Here is an 18,831-nt window from a genome sequence, read left to right on the forward strand (position 1 = left end):
ATGAAGGTAATGGTAATATTTGGAACTCGTCCAGAGGCTATTAAAATGTGCCCATTGGTAAATGAATTAAAACATAGGAACAGATTAGAAACAATTGTTTGTGTAACTGGACAGCACAAAGAAATGTTGTCATCTGTTTTAGATGTTTTTAAGATAATACCAGATTATAATTTACATGTAATGAAAGATAATCAAACACTTTTTGATATAACTATATCGATCTTGGAAAGAATAAAAGAAGTCTTAGAAAAGGAAAGACCTAATTTAGTTTTAGTTCATGGAGACACATCTACTACATTTGTATCCAGCTTAGCTTGTTATTATCTGCAAATTCCTGTTGGACATATTGAAGCTGGTCTTAGAACAAATAATATTTATTCACCTTTCCCTGAAGAGTTCAATAGACAAGGTGTCGGAATCATTGCAAAATATCACTTCGCACCTACACAATCGGCAAAGAATAATCTTTTAAAGGAAGGTAAGGACGAAAAATCAATTTTCGTTACGGGTAATACCGCTATTGATGCATTAAAAACAACTATAAATCAGAAATATAATCACCCTTTATTAGAATGGGTAAAAGATGATAAACTTATTATGATAACAGCGCACCGCAGAGAAAATCTGGGTGAGCCAATGCGTAATATGTTTAGAGCGATTAGAAGAATTATGTTAGAAAATGATAATGTTAAAGCTATTTATCCGATACACATGAATCCAGTAGTTAAAAATCTTGCCGAAGAAATTCTTGGAGATTGTGATAGAATCAAGCTTGTTAAGCCGATGGATGTTTTAGATTTTCACAATTTTTTAGCAAAGTCATATTTGATATTAACAGACAGTGGTGGAATTCAAGAAGAAGCACCTTCATTAGGAAAACCCGTTCTTGTTATGCGAGAGACTACAGAAAGACCTGAAGGAATCGAGGCAGGTACACTTAAGTTGGTAGGTACAAAGGAAGAGAGTATTTATTCAAATTTTAATTTGCTATTAAAAGATGAAAAGGTATATCAAACTATGGCTAAGGCTAGTAATCCTTATGGAGATGGATTTGCGTGTAGAAGAATAGTTGATACCATAATTGAGGAAATAGGCAATGATTAAATATTTAAAAAAAATATTAAGGAACTGCTTAGCAATTTATAGAAACGAAGGAAGCGTAGCATTATTTAAAACTTTATATATCTTGGGTGTTCTGAAAATAAAAAATGTATTTGTATATCCTTTTAAATATCAAAAGTACTGTTCGAAAATTAAATCTATTATTTCAAGACAACATTATAAAAGAATGTTTTTATGGAGAAGTAATTTTGGTTGGAATGTTCCATTATTTCAGAGACCACAACATATAGCTAAATGTCTAGCGAATGAGAATAATCTTTATTTTTATGAAGTGACAAAAGTTACTGATCAAGATGTTGATGATTTGAAAGAGGTTTCAGATAATTTAATTTTAATCAATTTGCAGAATAAAACTTTATCTAAGGTTCTATATGATCTTTTAGATCCCTTGGTAATCGATAAATATATTCATTTTTATTCTACAGAAATGAATCTAACAGTATCGGATCTAACGGTCTATCAAGAAAAAGGTTACCATATTTTGTACGAATATATAGATGATATTAGTCCTGAAATTAGTGGTGAAGAAACAGTACCTTATAATATTCTTTCAAAATATGAATATGTTATGAAGAATGACGATATACCAGTTGTAGTTACAGCCACAGCATTATCGAATGATGTTATTAGTAAAAGGGGCAATAGAAATTTAGTTTATGCAAATAATGGAGTTGATTTAAATCATTTTCGTATAGATATACCTGAAAATTTTAAGTTTAATAGAGATTTTCAGAAAATATTGTCTAATAAGAAGAAAATAATAGGTTATTATGGTGCTTTAGCTAAATGGTTTGATTATAATCTGGTTTACGAAATATGCAATTTAATGCCTGAAATAGATTTTGTGCTTATTGGAAAGATATATGATGATAGCTTTTTAAAATTGAAAAGTCTAAGATTAAATAATCTTTTTTATATCGGCTCAATGGATTATAATATATTGCCTTTATATGCGAAAAAAATGGATTTATTTACGATACCTTTCTTAGTTAATGACATTACTAATGCCACATCTCCTTTAAAACTTTATGAATATATGGCTTTAGGAAAACCAATCATAACAACAGATATGTATGAATGTAGGAAATATTCATCAGTGAACATTATTCATAATGCTAAAGAGTTTGTTGATGTAGCGCGAAAAATGTTGGCTTTAGATAAAAATGATTCCTATTATGATAGTCTGAAATTAGAGTCTAGCGAAAATACATGGCAACAAAAAACAGTAGATATAATAGAATTATTAGAAAAATTTGAAAAGAATAATGAGGTTGAAAAGCAAAAATGAATGAGAGATTAGCAAATGATATACATCTTATTGGAATATATGGCTTATATAATTTTGGATGTGAAGCAATAGTCAGAGGAACCTATTATTTATTAAAAAAAGCAAATAATAATTGCAATATATACTTACATAGTTATAATTCGAGTCTAGATAAAAGTATAATAAAAGATTTAGATATAAGAATATTACCTATTAAAAGAAAAAAATTAAATTATTTATTATGGAAAATAAATGTTTTTCTTAAAGAACATAAAAGTAACTATCAAATAAGTAGTGAGAATTATATAGAAAAGAAAGACTCAGTTTTTCTGTCTATTGGCGGGGATATCTATACTATCCCAGAAAAATTTTGGAATGATGAAAATTATTTTGCCTATAATGATTTAATTACAAAAGGTGAAGAAATTTTGAAACGTTATAAACTAATAATATGGGGCGCTTCTATTGGACCTTTCGGAAAATCTTTAAGAATTAATAATTATTATTTTTCTCATTTAAAAAAAATAGATTATATTTTTGTTAGAGAAAATTTAAGTTATAATTATTTGAAAGAAAATTTTATTAATAATTTAAGTGTTATTAATGATCCTGCCTTTTATGTACCTTCGAGTGATATTCCTAATACAAATGAATTCATTGGAATGAATTTTAGTCCATTATCAATTGGTGAAATGGCTTCTGACAATATAAAGTTAGAAATTATAAATGCTGTAAAGCAAGTCTGCAAAAAATATAAAAGACAAATTTTGTTTATACCACATGTATTGTCAAAAAATAATGTTAACGATGATGATTACAGATTTTTAATAAATTTAAGAAATTCAATGCCAGATGATTTTAAGAAGAATATAATAATAGCAAATAATAAGAATTTTTTAGATACAAAAATATATTTAAAGAAATGTAAAATTGTAATTGCAGCTAGAATGCATTGTGCCGTAAATGCAATATGCGAAGGGATACCAACGATATTTCTATGTTACAGCCAAAAAGGATTTGGTATGGCAGAGAATATCTATGGAAATAAAGAGTTTGCAATAAAATTAGATGAAATTGAACTGCAATTAGATCAAAAAATACAAATATTATTAGATAATTACAATTATTATAAACTTATAATAGAAAATAAATTAAAAAATATAAGGGGACAAGAAGAGGGGCTAATAGATTTAATTAGAGAGAAGATAATGGAGAATAGCTGACATGGATAAATATTCGTTTTGTTCTGGATGTGGTGTTTGTGCGGCTGTATGTCCTATAAATAACATAGAGATAATAAAAATTAACGGAAGTTTAAAAGCATCAAAAATAGGAAACTGTTTGAAAGGGTGCAATCTTTGTGAAAAAACATGCAGCTTGAATGATTCATCGTTTTTAGAAGATTATGGATTTAAAGAAAAAATAATGGGAAAAGCCTTAAAATGTTACGCAGGTCATTTAATTGATGATAATAGCAGAATATCATCTGCTTCTGGTGGGTTAACTACAGGGTTTATAGAATATTTAATGGATGAAAAAATTATTGATGCCGTTATTTGTGTGAAAAAAAATAGTGGTGAGAATAAATATAGCTTTTTTATAGCAGATACTGTTGAAAAAGTAAGGGAGTCAAAAGGTTCTTCTTATTACACGGTTAGTGCTAATGAAGTTTTAAAAAGAATAGAAGGAGATGATAAAAAATATGCTTTAATAGGTGTTCCATGCTTAATTGGTAGTATAAAAAAAGCAAAAACATTAAATAATAATTTTTTTAAGAATATATTATATTTATTTAGTTTGTCATGTGGGCAGATGATGAATCATAATTACCCTAATTATTTAATGTATAAAGATAATTATAAAAATGAGGTAGATTGGGAAATATGCTTTAGATGTAAAAATCCAAAAGAAACAGCTAATATTTTCTATACTAGAATTATAAAAAATAATAAAATTTTAGTTAACAAGAGTTGTAGTGATCAATATCCTATATGGAAGTATTATATGTTTACTCAAGAATCATGTTTGTTTTGTGAAGATTTTTTTGGAATAACCGCCGATATAACCTTAATGGATGCTTGGCTACCCCAATATTATTCTGATTGGAAAGGAAATAATATTGTGATCATACGAAATAAAGATTTGTTAAATCAGTTTGAAAAATTTGCTAAATCTAAAGCCTATATCAAAGAAATAGATGAAAGCGATGTAATTAAATCCCAAAGTAGCAGAGTAAATGATAAAAAAAATGTTTTAAGTGGCAGACTTTATTTAGCTAAGAAGAATGGAATTAATATTATTAGAAATACTAAAGCAAGCGAGAAAAGTCTAACAGATAATGCTGTTTACATATATGAATCTTTTAAATGTAATGTTAATAGTAATATATATATTGACAATATATTAAAACAAAAGAAACTTTATGTTTCTAAAATTTTGTTAAAATTCTATGAATGGAAAATAATTAATCTTGATAAGAATTATATAATCAGGAAATTATACGAGAGTTATTATGGAAGAAAAACAAGTTAAGCTAGGTGCAATTCTATCTTATATAAATAATTTTATTTCGATAGGAATATCTATTTTATATACACCTATTATGCTTCAATTATTGGGACAAAGTGATTATGGGGTTTATAATATAGCAAGTTCTGTTATTAGTTATTTAGGTTTATTAAGTTTTGGCTTAGGCGGGGCGTATTCAAGATTTTATTTTAAGAAAAGAAAAGATGGGAATAATAAAATTGCAGAATTGAACGGTTTATACTTTTTGATTTTTTTGATAATTTCTATAGTTGTTTTTGCCTCGGGAGTTTATATTTCTAAAAATGTTAACATTATTTTTGGATCAAAGCTGATTGATGATGAAGCGATAAAATTAAGCAATTCAATTCTAATTTTAACTGTCTGTCTAGCCTGTACATTTTCGACTACAGTTTTTGATTCTTATATTATGGTAAATAGAAAATTTGTCTGGCAACAGGTATTAAAAATGATTAGCGTAGTTTTAAATCCTATGATTACATTGCCTTTATTACTTATGGGCTTCAGGATTTATTCGATACTCTTTGGAACTGTAGTTATAACGGTAATCACTACATTGACAAATATAGTCTTATCTTTTAGATTACTTGGATTCAAATTGAGTTTTAAAAATTTTGATTTTAAGTTATTATATGAAATGTTTATTTTTACTTTCTTTTTATTTTTGAATTCTATAATTGATCAAGTGAATTGGAATGTAGATAAGTTTTTACTCACTCGTATTAAGGGGGTTGCAGCAGTTGCAATTTATTCAATATCTAGCCAAATTAATACGTATTATTTGAGTTTTTCAACGGCAATTTCTAATATGTATATTCCGGAAATAAATCAGCAAATTATTGAAAACAATAATCTAGATAATGTTAATAAGATATTTTTTAAAGTAGGAAGATTACAAATGATGGTATTAGGCCTCATTATATCAGGGTTTATATTTTTTGGAAAACCTTTCATAACATTATGGGTTGGTCAATCTTATATTCCCGCATATTACGCTGCTTTATGGTTAATGGTACCTGTTACTTTACCGCTTATACAGAACATAGGAATAGAAATTCTGAAAGCTATGAACAAACATAAGTTCCGATCAATATTATATACGATTATGGCAATCATTAATATTTTGATATCAATACCACTATGTTATAAATATGGTGTTGTTGGATGTGCTATAGGAACGGGCCTGGTACTCTTAGTTGCAAATGGATTATTAATGAATATATATTATTATAAGGTTGGTCTTGATATTATTAAATTTTGGTATAATATTATTAAAATGCTGAGATTTATGATTATACCTTTATTAGTTGGCGGCTTAATAACTTTGATATCTTGTGATAGTTTTACCTTACTTATTTTTTTGATTTTGATTTATACATTTATCTATTTATTGTCATTATTTATATACGAACTTGATGACGATGAAAGAAAATTTATTATACATAAAGTAAATATATTAAAATTATTTAGGCATTAGCTATATAAGAATAAAAACATCAGATTAAAAAATTTGAAAATCTGAATGATTTAAGGATACAGATAAGCTGCGTCAAAGAGTTATTTTTATAAACGAATTTTCCATATCAATCACGAAATTGTTTTATAAGTAAGCCTCTAAGGTTGAATTAAAAGTTTAATAATCAATTTGTAATTTATAATGTTGGTTACACTAATATTTAATGATGTTATAATTAATGACATAGAGGAGGTGTAAATTTATTAATATTGATGTTAACTTTTTAATTTGGTGTAAAATATGTATTCAAAGAAACTGATTTATAAGTTCAAGTTCGTTATTAAACACTGTTATTATTAATGAATGAAAGGGGGTTGTATATTGTAAAATTCTATATTTAGATGAGCTTTTTACAGTATACTAGTAAGAATATGAGAAAATTAAAAAATTTTGAAACATTCTTGGAATTTATTTGTTTTGGATTGGGAATAATAACTAATTTTTGGATAGCTCTAAAAGCAAGTGAATCTTTATATTACTCTACTAAACCAGGTGATTATTTTTATCTGTTAATCGGTGTTTTATTATTTATAGGTGTGACTATAATAATCGGAAGAAAGCTAAATGAAAACAAAATTAAAGCTTTTTTGATCTTTTTGCTAATTATTGCTTTTATAATTAGGCTTATTTATATTATAAAAATTCCAACTTTGCCAGTGAGTGATTTTGAAACAAAATTAAATTTATCTAGACAAATTCTAGATGGATCAATAAATTGGTCAAATGAATTTTTAGTGAATTGGTCAAATGAAATTCCCTTTTTGCTGTATGAGGTGTGTATTCTAAAATTTGTCGATTCTGTATTCGCATTGAAGTTTATGAATATTATATTTACACTTGGGAATATTCTCTTAGTTTTTTTGATAAGTCAAAATATAATTTCTAAGAAGAGCGCTTTAATAGTAACGATCTTTTATTCTTTTTTTCCACAAACTATATATATGACATCAGTATTAACTAATCAAATCATTTCTTTGTTTTTCACCCTTTTGGGAATATATTTAATTATTTATTCGAGGAATTTAAAATATTTAATTCTAGGAGGGATAAGCTTGAGTGTCGCTAATTGCGCCCTGAAGGAATAATAATTATATTGGCATTAATCGTTTGTATGATATTGCAATTAATGTCATCAAAAGGGATAAGATCGATTAAGGCTATTTTACTAAAATATGGGTTTATAATTATTAGCTATTATATGTTTTTTTACTTTGTTGAAATTTTATGTATAATATTAGGAATAGCTCCTAATGGTTTAAATGTACCGGTAATGGAATGGAAGTTTGTACTAGGATTAGATTTTACGAGTAATGCGGGAGAATGGTCGCCAAAGAATAGTTATATTTTCAATATAGAGGATTCTGCTTTAAGGCGTAAGGAAATGTTTAAAATAATATCTGAATCATATAAACAATGTGACAATATTTGGGCTTTTTTGGCAGAAAAATTTTTAGTTTCTGGATACCAGACGCAACATTTTGGAGTATTGGTTCCAATGTGTTAGATCCAACATTTGTTTATGAAAATCTTAAGAATAACTTGTTTAATTTATTTATGAAAAGTGAACTTTTATTTCGTGTGATTATACATAGTTTAACAAGTTTATCGATTTATCTTATATGTTTTTTTTAGAGTTATAGAAATAAGAATTTGTTACTATTGTTATTGATATATCTAGGAACGTTTATTATTTATTTAATTATATCAAGAGGAATCCATATGATGTCGTGTGAAAATTCTTATCTGGATTTGCTTAACAAAACTACTTTTCAGCTTGAAACTATCTATATTGATGAAATTCGGGGTGACAACGATACCGCTTTTACTAGGAAACGCAAAGTCTTGCTCCCCCATATTTTTATGCAGATGCTCACGACCACTGGTGTTTCTCAGAAAAATGAAATATCCGAATTTTATAGCCAGGTGGGCGATAATATTGAAATCTCGCAAATAGGTTATTTCAAAGCACGCATGAAATTTAATCCTGATGCTCTACGTACGATCCTTCATGATATCAACAAACAGTTTTATGCCCTGCCTGATCGTATCAAGCTGAATGATTATTTTATTACGGCAATCGACGGTAGTGACTTCCTGATACCCAGATGGAGGGATAATAAAGATATTTGGAACACGAAACTGAATGAAACAGAAAATGATCCTGTAATGGGGTCTGCTTCAAGTATTTTTGATGTAATAAACAAGTGCATATTGGATATAGCGATAAAACCATATAAGTTTAGTGAAAAATCATCAGCCGGTGAACACCTGGATTATGTGCGGGATATTCTGCCCCGGGATTCTAAAATGCTCTGTATCTTCGATAGGGGATATCCTTCCATCAAGCTGATTGACCGGATGTTGGGAAAGCAGTTTTTTGTAATGCGTCTAAAAAGCACTGATTTCAAAAGGGAATGTGCCCAGTTAAATGAAAATGATAAGTGGATAGACATTACCTATGACTGTGAAAGAAGCAATGATTATAGGGATGACAAAAAATTTAGAATCAAGCTCATGAATACAGTTTATCATTTACGATTTGTAAGATTCCCAATACCATTGGATGATGGAAGACTCGTTATAGAAACTCTGCTGACGAATTTACCGGAAAGTGATTTTGATACGGAAGCGATGCGAGAACTATACCCTTTGCGATGGGATATCGAAACCTGTTACCGTTCTATGAAATCACAGTTGAAAATGGAAGAATTATCAGGATATCGAGAGAGATTGATAAAGCAAGATATCTATGCTTGTGTATTGGTGTATAATGCAATCAGTGATGTCATCAATATGAAATGTCTTTTAATCGAAATTATGCGGCAGGAAAGCTGAAACACTATATGCTTAAAATATTTGTGTGTTATGAACACCCTGAATTGGTCAAAAAAACTATGATGAAAATGAAAAAGGAAATGATGCGACACCTATGTCCGATTCGTCATAATAGAAGTACAAAATACAGGCGGGATAAAAAGCGAGTGAACAAACATAAGATGAGTTATCGTTATTCATATTGATGTAGTGTGAAAGTTGAAAATAGCATTTATACATTCTTTTCGTACGCCCCTTTTTACGATATTTACAGTTAAAAAAGAGTATTCATTGATGGTGTCCACCATTCTAAATACTCTTTATTTGTCAAGATCCCTTAAGTTTATGACATTGGAAAACCGGAAACCTCTTGAAGTGTTGTTAATTAATCAGGGAACAATACTTTCACGCTGTTTATAAAGCTATCGCAAATAATTTAATGGTTTAGTGGTTATATAGATTAAATTTTAATGAAGATTCTATAAAAAGAAAATATGGTAATTAAAAAGTAAATAAGTCAGCATAAAACAACCTAAGAAATAATTTAATGATAATTGATTGATTTTGACAATACTTATTATTCATTTTTACGTTATATTTTCTTAGATAATCTATACATAAATTTCGACTTTTTATTAAATTAAAAGGCTCTGCTAGAAATAGTCTATAAATAGTTCCTATGCCAATATGGTAAATTAATAAATAATCTATTTCTTCTTTGAATGTGTCTAACAAACATAATTTATTTAAGCATTCGTATAAGGAATCAGTAATATCAAAAATATCTGTAATGCGACTATTTTTATTTGACATTGTAGAATTTTTCCTCATACGATAATTATAAAGTTTATTTGGTACCATAGATAATTTCGGCATATTGAACATAAGAGTTTGAGTGAATAATAAGTCTTCATAAATTTTACCATTTATAAAACTAATTTCATTATTTAGAATAAATTGTCTTCTAATTAGTTTTCCGAACGGGGCTATTGTCATTTTTATTAATAATTCCTTATGCTCAACTATATTTATAGGATTATCAACGATATATTGATAATCAAAAGTGAATTTTCTTTCTAATAAAGAAGGTTTATAATCAAAAAATCTATTTATAAAGCAATAGGCTATATCCGAATTATAGGTTATTGCATTTTTATATAGTTTTTCTAAATATTCTGGTTCAATATAATCATCTGAATCGATAAAACAAATATATTCGCCTTTTGCTTCATTTATTCCTAGGTTTCTTGCGTAGGCTTGCCCGTGATTAGATATATTAATTAATTTAATATGTTCTGAATAAATTTCAAGTGTTTTAAGAGTAGAGTCAGTAGAACCATCATTGATTACTATTATCTCGTAATTCTTCATAGTTTGATTTATGATAGAATCTAAGCAATTTTGTATATAATCTTGACAGTTATACGCAGGTATTATGATTGAAATTAATGCCATAATTAATCTTTCCTTTTATTTTCTTCCAATTCTTTTTTCATTAAAGCTATTTCAAAAATTGCAATTTTTAATTTTTCTTCTAGTGAAGATAAATTAATTGTTAAATAGAATACAATGCAAATCAAAATAAATATTATTATTAAATAAATCATATTTACTGTAGATAAAAATCCTATTTTATAAGAAATAATTATGAATAATTCAGGAAAAATTCCTAGGAAAACAAGTAATAACGCTATCAATATCCATAAAATAGAATATTTTATATTCAGCTTAAATTTTCTAATAAAATGTAAAAAAATAAAGAAAGTTAAAAAAGTAAAGAATATTAATGCAATACGAATTGTAGTCGACATAAAATTTACCTCAAGCTTTCTTATCTCTTATTAACAATATAGATATAGTCATGGATATCATATATTTTGCTGCGTTTAATAATCCACCATAAATACTACTACCTGCGGTTCTTTCCTGCATTTCAACAGGTATTTCGATAATTTTCTTTCCATTTAGGATTTCTTTAGTCAAAGAATCAGGCTCAGGCTTATAGTTCATATTATATGCAAATTCATACATTTCTCTGCGATTCAACATTCTCATACCACTTGTTGGGTCTGCGATATATTGACCGGTTACTAACCGAATTAATAAAGTAATGATTCTACTTCCTAGCATTCTTAGCGACCTATTTTTCTTTTGATGCACAAATCGAGATCCTATAACAATGTCATAACCTTCTTGAATTTTCACTAACATATATTTAATATAATTGGCTTGATGCTGGCCGTCTCCATCAAATTGAATGGCACAATCATAGTTGTTTTCATAACCATATTTGTAGCCTAGCTGCATTGCACAGCTTAATCCCATGTTGCAAGGTAGATCGATATGATTGTATTTTTTTTCATCAAGTAATTCCTTTGTGTTATCTGTACTACCATCATTAATAATGACATATCCAAAATCACTATAATTGCTAAAGTTATCTTTTAAATTACTGATTACTTTGTCTATGTTAGACTCCTCATTGTATGCAGGTATAATTACAAGAAGTTTCATTTTTTCACCCCGTAGTTAATAATATCATAATTTAAGTTTTAAATTATATAAAATTCAATTTTTATGAAAATTCAACGACTTTTTAACCAAAAAACCATTGAATAATTAATATACAATGAATCAAGTACTCTTCCTTGTGTATCAATTATAACAATTTTAAGTCCTGGATCTTCCGAGGTTTCTTGTTTCCCGTTTATGATGATATTATTATTTTCAAATTTTACACTTGCATTTTTAGATTTATACTCTTTTACTAAGCTGTTATCCTCTTCATAAAATAATACTTGATCATTTTGAGTTACCATAATGAAGTCTTTGTCTTTATTATTGATAAAATCAAAGTGAATACCAACATTATTTAACATTTGACTTTCATATTCTCCAATAAAAGAACGTCCATCGGTTCCATTATAGCTAATTGCAAATGTAAACCCTGATTCTTGAATATAATCAAAGTAATTGTAAATATCATCGACACTTTGTAATAATTTTTCCATCGTATCATTGTAGAGTTGATCTAAAGCAGTTTCGTACGATTCAATTTTCTTCGGCTTTGAAGCGCTTAAGTGATAATCTTGTTTTAAGACTTCAATCAACTTATTCATGAGTTTTGTAGAACCGCGGATATTAGTATGCCAGATATCGCCATCCTGATCAAAATGAAAGTTCATTTCTTCATAGAGATCGTTAAAATCGATGAATTGAATTTCTTTTCTTTGAGTATATTGCTTAATATATTGAAGCATATTGTATTCTTGCTGGGTGACATAGAACGGGGTTTTGACTAATAAGAGCGGTAAATTCTTTTTCCTGCATAGATCAATAATTTTATCAAGATATTGCAGATTGGTTTCATCGGGTTTTACAGTTTCTGTTTGATGGTAGGTATCTCGTTCTATTTTTTTATCAGATTCAGGATAGCCCATAGTCCAACCGAAAAAAGGATTGAAGTGCTTTTCAAAAGGAAATTTAAAATCATCCAGTGTCATTTCATTCAATCGTGAGTGATAGAGTCTCAAATCTAACAAATAATCCAATTTCAGTGATTTATCGCTTATTTCTTTTAGAGATTGAGCTCGATAGATCTCATTTCGCAAACCTTCAGAGTTCTTTTTATAAATTCCGTCTGTCTGGCAGGCTTTAGAGCTTTCCAGAAGACCGAAGACATCGAGGACAATAACTTGAGGTGTTTGTGTCTTTAACGCTTGCTTGAGGTAGTAATAGGTCTGTGAAAAGGGTTGACACTCGCCTGCGAAAACATAACTGTAAGCTCCTGTTTTTTTCCAGAGAATTGCTGGATTGAAGGCATAGTAAGAATGGCTGGAGCCAAGGAAAAGGACATCTAACGAATCTTTTTCGAGCGCATAGAAACCTTCTGTTTTGTTCGTCATATCATCCGGCGCTTCATAGTATTTTGGATGCAAAACGATTGAAAAGTAAGTCATCAGCAGACAAGCTGTGATCACTAATAACATACATTTAAATATAAACTGAATTGTTTTCTTCATTGTCATTACCTTCTTTAATTAAAACTGAATGTAAATAAATTGATTCGCATCATATCCTGTTCCATACACGCCAAGAATAAGGAAAGTGGAGAATAAGAGAATATAAATTAAGAAACGAAATACAAAATTTCTTTTTCTAAACCATTTGATCATATCGAAATGATTTCGCAGGAGATCTAAAATTACAATAATCAAAATGAAGAACAAAGCGATGGAGAGTTCTTTTGAAGAGATTTTAAGTAAATCTAAGTTGAGTTTAAAGGAAGGGAAAAATAATGCTTTCTGTAATATTGCCAGTGCTTGTTTAACATCTGTTATTTTAAAGAATACCCATGAGATAGCAATTAAAACAAAGTTAAGTATAATCTTTAAAAACCGGATTATTGAATTCGAAGCTTTCTTCGATAAATGTATGATTTGTTCAAATATTTGTAAAAGGGCATGGAAGAGTCCCCAGAGAACAAACGACCAAGAGGCACCATGCCATAAACCGCTAATCAGGAAGACAACAATCAAATTCCTGTATTTCTTTGCCGTCCCTTTGCGATTCCCGCCTAAGGGAATATAAATATAATCCCGCAGCCATGAACTAAGGGAAATATGCCAGCGCCGCCAGAATTCAGAGATGCTCTCGGCAAGATAAGGTGTTTTAAAATTTTCTTCAATCTTGAATCCAAAACATTTCGAGATACCAATTGCCATATTGGAATAGACATCAAAGTCTAGATAAATTTGAAAAGAGTATAAGATCATGGCAATCCATAGTAAACCTCCTGAGGCTTCTTGCCATTGGAAGTAGATGGAATCGACTAATATTAATAAATTATCAGCGATCACTACTTTTTCAAAACAACCCAAGGCTGTACGGATCAAACCTGATTCAATCCGGGATGTTTTCCAGGGACGCTGCTTTTTTAACTGTGTAAAAAAAGATTTTGGTCGATTAATCGGCCCGGCTGTAAAAACTGGGAAAAAGGAAAGATAAAGCCAGCAATTTAGATAACTGGTTTCTGCGTCCATCCTTTTTTTAGCAACTTCAATACAATAGCTGATTGCTTTAAAGGTATAAAAGGAGATGCCAACGGGCGCTAGCCAGGAAAAATGGAAGAAAGGAAATATAAATTTATAATATTTGAAAATAACTAACCCCGCTGCTAACACAACAAGTGCAATTAATAATTCGGACTTTTGCTTTTTCCTTTTTGTTTTACTTAGGCGCAGTCCAAGAATATAGACAACAAGACTTACTACAAATAAATAGATAACGCCCAATAGCCCAAATGAATTGACATAAAATAAATTAATCAGAGCGAGCCAATGGTTTTGAATTCGTTTAGGTATCATATAGTAAATAACTAAACTGATTATTAAGAAAGCTGCGAAATATAACGAGGTAGGCTGCATGGTTGTTCTCCTTATCTTTAATGGAATAATCTATAGAATTGCGAGTACAACTGAGGATTAGTGAGCCCAATATTGTCTGAGTCAGGAAGAAAGAATAAAGATAAATTATATAAAATACCAATCAGGCATAGAAATAAAACTGTATATATGAATATTTTTCTTACTTCTTTATCTTTCATTTGAATATAAAGAGAAAAGAGAATAAGCGTGGTTCCTATAAAGATAAAAATTGCAAAATCGGAAATGTAACGTTGTAATAACCCTGCACATTGAATGTCAATAAACATAATAAGAATACCAAGGATTGGAAAAGTAAGATAGCTAATTAAAGTTTTATGTTTTTTTATTCGTTTCAAATTTGGTAATAAAAATGAGAAATAAAGGATAGGATTACAGGATAAGAGTCCCCCGGTCATTGATTCTCGAGTAAGTTCCCCTACATAATTTGTATTAAATTCAACGTATTGAAGATACGGAAATACAGATTGTATATTCGGAAATTGAAATAAATAAGTGAAAATTCCTATAAAGAATCGATCAAAAACAAATCCTCTCCGAGTCATATCGTTGGTCGTTAAATTATAGCTTGATCCAAAATCAAAAGGAGAATCAAAGCGTGTCCAGTTATAGAACATTAATCCTGCAGCGATGATGACATAGGGGAGTAAGGCAACCATAAGGTATTTTCGGTTTTGTTTTTCTCTTAGATTCTTTAATTCGGGTAGGAAGAAGTGGAAAGCTAAGAAAGAACCGAGAATCAGTTGCGGTCTGCAGGCAGCAACGAAAGCCATACAACAAGATCCTATAAACAAAGTTTTGCAATTAAGCGACTGGTCAGTTTGCCTGGATTTCAGCCAAAAAAATAGTCCCCAGATCGTAAGTGCCAATCCCATCATAATAGGTACTGAATAAATATCAGGACGTCTGGCTATGAAAAAAGCTCCGCTGCCCAATATCGTGGCTGAACTTAGTAATAGACTTAAACCGAGTGGTATTTTTCTTTGATAATAACGAATAACAATTTCTTCAAAAAACAAGAAAACTCCAAGAATGAAGAAAATTTCAGAGATCATAATTGCAATGGGATTAGGAAGATGAGTTCCTGTAATTAAAAAATAGGGAAGATAGAAGACTAGTTCCGGACCAATTCCAAAATATACAAAATATTTACCTTTATAATAAGAAAAATCCCAGAAATAATAGACATCTTCCTGGATTCGGAGCGAACTATCATAGGGATTTGATAGTTGTTTTAATTCTTCTGAAGGATCAACGAGTAAAGATGTCTGTCCCTTAGCTAATGCTTCAGCTAAATAATGATATTCTTGAGGATGAGGATAGGCAGTATCTTTCCAGAAGAAGGGATTAGTGAAAAGCACAAGAACAAATAACAGGATATGACATGAAGCCGTTACAATAATCATATTCTTCCGTTTTATAGAATTTCCTTTAAAAGAGAGAGTAAAGAAGCTGCAATGATGATATAATTGATAAATAAGGATGAAGAGGATGAACAACGTTAAAATTCTTAATGTTTGTATTTTCATGGGAACTCGAACATTTACTTCAGAAGCGATTATAGTAAATTTGGCGTTATCTGGATTATAGAAAGAAATATGTAGTTTTTTCACATCACCATAGGGGTGAATTCTAATGATGTGAGTTTCTTCCAGAGATTCAATATAAGTTTGATTTCCTTTATAACTCATTTGGGAACGACCTTCATCGCTATAATTGATTTTTAAATCGAGCGTAGTCGGGCAGCCATTTCCTTCACAGTGCAGGTTGATTTTTATATTCTGGACATTTTGATTTAAATAATTATATTGTATTGTTTGTAAACTTTGATCTGGGAATACTAATTTATCGGATATAGAATTTCCGTCGATAGAAATTTGATAGCCAGGTTTACTTTGAGGAAATGTAAGTGATTCCCAAGTGCGCCAGTTAAAAATGAAAACTTCAATGGCCATGACAACAAGTAAAAAAATGAAATAAGGATAGAATTTCTTTTCCTTCATTTTCCGCTCCCCTGTAAAAATAAATCCCCAATATAGTTCTTAAAAAAATAATACACAATTTATTCAAGAAATTCTATAGTTAGTGTAAAGTTGTAAAAGAAATGTAAGTATGAAGTATGTAGAAAGCCTGGTTTGATTCTGATATACTATTAGCTAAAAGGAGTCCTGAAACATGTTAAAAGAAATAAGTTTAACGCTTTTTCATAATCAAGAATTAATTAGTTTACTTCTAATTGAAGGTGTTATCCTGATTGTTTCTTTTATGATATATAAGAGTTTAAAGAAAAAAAATGAAATAATAAAGCCTCAGTCAAAAGAAACATCCACTGGAAAGGCAGTCTGGAATGCTTTTGACAGTTTAATATGCGGGACAATAACGTTAATGTTCCTGGTTGTTGCATTCTGGCAATTGGGGGACACTGAAATGCCGCAAACGCGCTGGCAGCCAACCCAGTCGAATGAATCTTTTGTTTTACAGATTGCGGATGGAAGCAGTGCCTTTGATCGAATTTATCTGCTTTCTGGTGAGGGGGATAATAATGCATTAGAAAGCGGTTATCAAATTGGTTTAAGAAATGTCTTAATTGAAGGATCCAATGATTTAGTAGATTGGGATAATATTTCGCAAATTGATAACAGCAGTTATCTTCAGTGGAAAATTATTGAAGGACAATGGAATTATCGCTATCTTCGTATCACGGCTGGAGAAAAGAATAATGTTATTAATGAAATTGGATTGAAGCGAGCGGGATTTAATGATTTTTTACCATTGACTGTTTATTCGAGTAATCCTGAAGGCACTTACGATCCGCAGTTGGTTATTGACGAGCAGTCTAAGCTGAAGATCGATCCGTTGTATCTGAATGAAACTTATTTTGACGAGATCTATCATGTCCGCAATGCTCAGGAAATTGCTGAAGGTCAGGTTATGTATGCTTTTGTCCATCCGCTTTTGGGAACGCAAGTTATTGCGTTTTTTATCAAATTATTAGGTAATAATCCTTTTGCGTGGCGATTTGGCGGGGTTCTTTTCAGCGCTGCGATGATCCCTCTGTTGTATGATCTTTGCCGCAGATTATTTAATAAGACTTTTTACGCAGCTTTGGGAGCTGTTTTCCTGGCCTGTGATTTTATGCATTTAACAACGGCGAGAATCGCTACATTGGAACCTTTTTCTGTTTTCTTTATTTTACTGATGACTTATTTCATGATTCGTTATTGCTTAATGAACTTTTATGTGGATGATTTTAAGAAATCATTAGGTTTATTAGCCGCAGCAGGAATTAGCATGGGAATTGGCGTTTCCGTAAAATGGACAGGTGTTTATGCCGGGATGGGACTGGCCGTATTATTTTTCAGCAGCTTAATCAGCCGTTATGTTGAATACAGACAGGCGAAACGATCAAAAGATCTAACTGCATTAGAAAAACATAAAATTGAAGTTTTCCCTAAATACTGTTGGATTACCCTTCTTTGGTGCTGCCTGTGGTTTGTTTTGATTCCTTTGATCATCTATGCTTTATCTTATTCGCCATGTATAATCAATCGCGGCGAGGGATGGAGTCTGGCCGGAGTTTTCAAGCAGACTATGGGGATGTATAACTATCATGCGAATCTTGACGCAACCCATCCTTTTCAATCGGTATGGTGGCAATGGATACTGGATGCCCGTCCAATTTGGTATTATCATCATATCAGTGAGAATCTTGTTTACACCATCTCAGCTTTTGGCAATCCGCTGATTTGGTGGTCTGGGTTTTTTGCGATTCTTTTCTGTGCCTATGAATTTATCAGAAATAAAACAAAAACAGCGGGAATGATTTTAGTCTGTTATTTTGCTCAGCTCATTCCTTGGATGTTAGTCACTCGGTGTGTTTTTATTTATCACTATTATCCTTCAGTTCCATTTTTAATCGTCGCGCTTGTTTACGGATTGAAAAGCTTGGTTGACAAGGATGCTCGTTACGAAAAGCGGATCAAAATTTTTGCCCTTGCCTGTATTTTGCTTTTTGTTTTATTTTTACCTGCGACAGCTGGCTTTGGCACAACTCAAGCTTATATTGATGGATTTATGCGATGGTTTCCAAGCTGGTACTTTGGATAAAAGGAGGGTAAAAG

15 protein-coding genes are annotated in these 18,831 nt (G+C 30.2%); 9 read left to right on the top strand and 6 right to left on the bottom strand.

Annotated elements, in window-relative coordinates:
- From wecB to I2D94_RS06130, 8 genes are all read left to right on the top strand, one after another.
- Entirely contained in the window at positions 1 to 1,104 is a 1,104-nt protein-coding gene (wecB, locus tag I2D94_RS06095; RefSeq protein WP_195395995.1) for a non-hydrolyzing UDP-N-acetylglucosamine 2-epimerase, read from the top strand.
- Positions 1,097 to 2,410, top strand: a complete 1,314-nt coding sequence (locus tag I2D94_RS06100; protein ID WP_195395996.1) for a glycosyltransferase — start codon at positions 1,097 to 1,099, stop codon at positions 2,408 to 2,410. Before wecB ends, I2D94_RS06100 begins: the two co-directional genes overlap by 8 nt.
- A complete protein-coding gene (locus I2D94_RS06105) occupies positions 2,407 to 3,612 on the top strand; it encodes a polysaccharide pyruvyl transferase family protein (RefSeq protein WP_195395997.1) in 1,206 nt (401 codons plus the stop codon). Before I2D94_RS06100 ends, I2D94_RS06105 begins: the two co-directional genes overlap by 4 nt.
- Position 3,613: 1 nt before the next feature.
- Positions 3,614 to 4,921, top strand: a complete 1,308-nt coding sequence (locus I2D94_RS06110; protein ID WP_195395998.1) for a Coenzyme F420 hydrogenase/dehydrogenase, beta subunit C-terminal domain — start codon at positions 3,614 to 3,616, stop codon at positions 4,919 to 4,921.
- Positions 4,902 to 6,413, top strand: coding sequence for an oligosaccharide flippase family protein (locus I2D94_RS06115; protein WP_195395999.1), 1,512 nt, complete (start codon positions 4,902 to 4,904; stop codon positions 6,411 to 6,413). Before I2D94_RS06110 ends, I2D94_RS06115 begins: the two co-directional genes overlap by 20 nt.
- A gap of 410 nt (positions 6,414 to 6,823) precedes the next feature.
- On the top strand, positions 6,824 to 7,537 hold the full coding sequence (locus tag I2D94_RS06120; RefSeq protein ID WP_195396000.1) for a hypothetical protein: 714 nt from the start codon (positions 6,824 to 6,826) through the stop codon (positions 7,535 to 7,537).
- 8 nt (positions 7,538 to 7,545) lie between these two features.
- Positions 7,546 to 7,956: a hypothetical protein gene (locus tag I2D94_RS06125; RefSeq protein WP_195396001.1), complete on the top strand. Its 411-nt coding sequence runs from the start codon at positions 7,546 to 7,548 to the stop codon at positions 7,954 to 7,956.
- 215 nt (positions 7,957 to 8,171) lie between these two features.
- Entirely contained in the window at positions 8,172 to 9,287 is a 1,116-nt protein-coding gene (locus tag I2D94_RS06130; RefSeq protein WP_229056781.1) for an IS4 family transposase, read from the top strand.
- A gap of 480 nt (positions 9,288 to 9,767) precedes the next feature.
- On the opposite strand, the gene I2D94_RS06135 is transcribed toward I2D94_RS06130, so the two are convergent.
- The 6 genes from I2D94_RS06135 to I2D94_RS06160 form a co-directional block, all read right to left on the bottom strand.
- The gene (locus tag I2D94_RS06135) at positions 9,768 to 10,721 is read right to left on the bottom strand and encodes a glycosyltransferase family 2 protein (protein ID WP_195396002.1); all 954 of its coding nucleotides are present in this window, start codon (positions 10,719 to 10,721) and stop codon (positions 9,768 to 9,770) included.
- A 2-nt stretch (positions 10,722 to 10,723) separates the two neighbouring features.
- Positions 10,724 to 11,077 carry a DUF2304 domain-containing protein gene (locus I2D94_RS06140; protein WP_195396003.1) on the bottom strand — a complete coding sequence of 118 codons (354 nt, stop codon included), beginning with the start codon at positions 11,075 to 11,077 and terminating at the stop codon, positions 10,724 to 10,726.
- Between the two features lie 10 nt (positions 11,078 to 11,087).
- Complete coding sequence (locus I2D94_RS06145) at positions 11,088 to 11,780, bottom strand: glycosyltransferase family 2 protein (protein WP_195396004.1); 693 nt, start codon at positions 11,778 to 11,780, stop codon at positions 11,088 to 11,090.
- A gap of 71 nt (positions 11,781 to 11,851) precedes the next feature.
- A complete protein-coding gene (locus tag I2D94_RS06150) occupies positions 11,852 to 13,288 on the bottom strand; it encodes a hypothetical protein (RefSeq protein WP_072685957.1) in 1,437 nt (478 codons plus the stop codon).
- Between the two features lie 18 nt (positions 13,289 to 13,306).
- Positions 13,307 to 14,692 carry an MBOAT family protein gene (locus I2D94_RS06155; RefSeq protein WP_195396005.1) on the bottom strand — a complete coding sequence of 462 codons (1,386 nt, stop codon included), beginning with the start codon at positions 14,690 to 14,692 and terminating at the stop codon, positions 13,307 to 13,309.
- A gap of 17 nt (positions 14,693 to 14,709) precedes the next feature.
- Positions 14,710 to 16,713 carry a hypothetical protein gene (locus I2D94_RS06160; RefSeq protein WP_195396006.1) on the bottom strand — a complete coding sequence of 668 codons (2,004 nt, stop codon included), beginning with the start codon at positions 16,711 to 16,713 and terminating at the stop codon, positions 14,710 to 14,712.
- 172 nt (positions 16,714 to 16,885) lie between these two features.
- Here I2D94_RS06160 and I2D94_RS06165 point away from each other — a divergent pair, with 172 nt between their 5' ends.
- A complete protein-coding gene (locus I2D94_RS06165; RefSeq protein ID WP_195396007.1) occupies positions 16,886 to 18,817 on the top strand; it encodes a phospholipid carrier-dependent glycosyltransferase in 1,932 nt (643 codons plus the stop codon).
- Positions 18,818 to 18,831 lie beyond the last annotated feature (14 nt).

The sequence above is a fragment of the Holdemania sp. 1001302B_160321_E10 genome (assembly GCF_015552275.1).
Taxonomy (GTDB): Bacteria; Bacillota_I; Bacilli_A; order Erysipelotrichales; family Erysipelotrichaceae; genus Holdemania.